The organism is Collinsella sp. CLA-ER-H8 (assembly GCF_040092335.1).
Lineage (GTDB): Bacteria > Actinomycetota > Coriobacteriia > Coriobacteriales > Coriobacteriaceae > Collinsella.
This window is the reverse complement of sequence record NZ_JBBNLU010000027.1, coordinates 1-2289: the sequence shown is the minus strand read 5'-3', so window position 1 is coordinate 2289 and position 2289 is coordinate 1. Positions and strand designations below refer to the sequence as shown.

Genomic DNA, 2289 nt, shown 5'->3' with positions numbered 1-2289 from the left:
TGTTAGCGTCAATATAATTTTCACCATTTCCACCAACGCATTTTCGCCAATCGCGCCAACGCGGATACGCCGGATTCGCCAACGCGGATGTGCCGCTTTCGGCGCCTAGGCGCCCTCCTCCTTCCCGTCCTCACCGCCGATGGACACGTCCTTCAGGCGGTACGACCGGCCCGTTATCTTGATCATCGCGCAGTGGTGGCACAGCCTGTCGGCGACCGCCGAGGCCGTGACGTTGCTGCCGAACACGTCGCCCCACCTGCCGACCGGCACGTTGGTCGTGACGATCGTCGACCGCTTGAGCGCGTAGCGCCTGTTCACCAGCTGGAACAGCAGGTCGGCGCCCTCCTTCCCGATATCGAGGTAGCCCAGCTCGTCTATTATCAGCAGGCTGCAGTGCTCGTAGAACCGCATCCTGCGCGCCAGCGCCTCCTTCGCCGAGGCGTGCTTGAGGTCCTCGACCAGCCTCGAGCAGTCGGCGAAGTACACCTGCTTGCGGGCCATCACCGCCTCGTGGCCTATGGCTATCGACAGGTGGGTCTTGCCGACGCCCGGGCTGCCGACGAGCACGACGTTGTCGCCGCGGTCGACGAACTCGAGCGTGGCCAGCTGCTCGACCAGCCCGCGGGGCACGCTCGGCTGGAAACCCCAGTCGAAGTCGGCCAGCGTCTTTATGTAGGGGAAGTTGGCCATCCTCGTGCGGCGCTCGTCGTCGGCGCGCCGCTTGAGGGCTATCTGGGCGTCGGTGAGCTCGAGCATGGCGTCGACCAGGCTCTTCCTCCCGTCGGCGACGAGCCTGACGTACTCGGGCACCGACGACGCCATGCCCTCGAGCCCCAGCTCCTCGAGATTGGCCGCCAGGCGGTTGAGCGGGCTGGCCTGCACCGCGGCGCTCACAGTGAGCCCCCTATCGAGTCGAGCAGCCCGAGGTTGGCGGCGGCGGCCGCCTCGATGTCGCCGGCGGCGTCGCCGAACCAGCGCTTCCCGGCCATGGCCTCGGCGTAGTGCGCCGGGTCGTAGGCCGGCCCGCCCGCCACGTGCGTCGCCACCAGCTCGCCGCCGACGTAGCAGTCCATCGCGCCGCCGGGCATGCAGACGATGCGGGCGGGCCTGCCGATGCAGCGCCTGGGCACCGACATGGGCTCGCCGTGCGCGCTGACCAGCATCGTGGCCGGCACCCTGGCCACGCGCACCACGTCGCCCATCGCCTCCTCGAGGGCGCGGAGGTTGCCGACGGGCAGCAGCGCGTCCTTCTCCTCCATGAACAGCGCGGAGGGCGGCAGCCCCGTGGTCTCGTTGGGCTCGGAGTTGCTGGCGTCCTCGATCCGCGCGATGATCTCGTCGATGTCGTCCCAGCCGTCGAAGTCGCCCTGGTAGGCCGCGAGCCGCGACAGGAAGCGGTTCGACGACTCGACCTTGCCCTTGGTCTGGGGGCTGCGCGGGCGGCACAGCTTCAGCTCGAAGCCGGCGGCCTTGGCGAACTCGTATGCGCGCTGGACCTTGAGGCGCCTGCCGCCCTTGACCGTCACCAGGGCGGACATGTTGTCCGTGACCCACTCGCGGGGCACGCCGCCGAGCCTCGCGATCGTGGCGTACATGCATCTGACCAGGTCGTCGGTCGTCCTGGTCCCCGACCGGATGAATATGTGCCTGCGGGAATGGCCCAGCGTCGCCGCGAACACGTTGAACTCGAACAGCTCGCCGTCGCGGTTCGCCATCCTGACCGACTCCTTCCAGTCGAACTGCAGCTGCAGCCCGGGCGGCGTCTCGAAGCGCGGGTGCGGTTCCGGGCCGACGGAGGCCCCGACGGCGATGCCGTTCTTGCGCATGAACTGGGTGAAGGCGTTGTAGCCGGCCAGGTTCTCGCCGGGATACCTGTGCAGCAGCCACTCGTGGATGCCCTTCTTGGTGACCCCCGGCAGCTGCGCCTTGGCGGCCACCTCCTCGATGTGCGCGTCGAAGGAGCCCGCCCTGTCGGCGCGCCCGTCGCGGGGCCGGCCGCCCTCGGCCCTCCAGTACGCCGCCACGGTGTGCCTGTCCTTGCCGTAGCGCTTCGCTATGTCGCTGAAGTTGGGCTTTATGCCCGCTTCCCTGTACATGTCCAACTCTCCGATCAGGTTCTTCTCCGCCACGGCCGCTCCTCCCGAAAGCATCGTTCGCTTGTCGGTCGAAGCGTAAGCCCCGGCGTTGGTGGAAATGGTGAAAATGCGTTGGCGTGATTGGGGAAATTGCGTTGGCGGAATCGGCTAAAGTGCGATGGCGAAATTGGTTGTTTTTACAGTAGCGCTAACA

At 67.4% G+C, this 2289-nt stretch carries 2 protein-coding genes; both read right to left on the bottom strand.

Annotation, left to right across the window (positions count from 1 at the left end; all coding sequences use genetic code 11):
• Positions 1 to 105: 105 nt before the first annotated feature.
• The gene (istB, locus tag AAAX72_RS09650) at positions 106 to 894 is read right to left on the bottom strand and encodes an IS21-like element helper ATPase IstB (protein ID WP_055285406.1); all 789 of its coding nucleotides are present in this window, start codon (positions 892 to 894) and stop codon (positions 106 to 108) included.
• Positions 891 to 2129: an IS21 family transposase gene (istA, locus tag AAAX72_RS09645; RefSeq protein ID WP_082421817.1), complete on the bottom strand. Its 1239-nt coding sequence runs from the start codon at positions 2127 to 2129 to the stop codon at positions 891 to 893. Before istA ends, istB begins: the two co-directional genes overlap by 4 nt.
• Between the last annotated feature and the right edge of the window lie 160 nt (positions 2130 to 2289).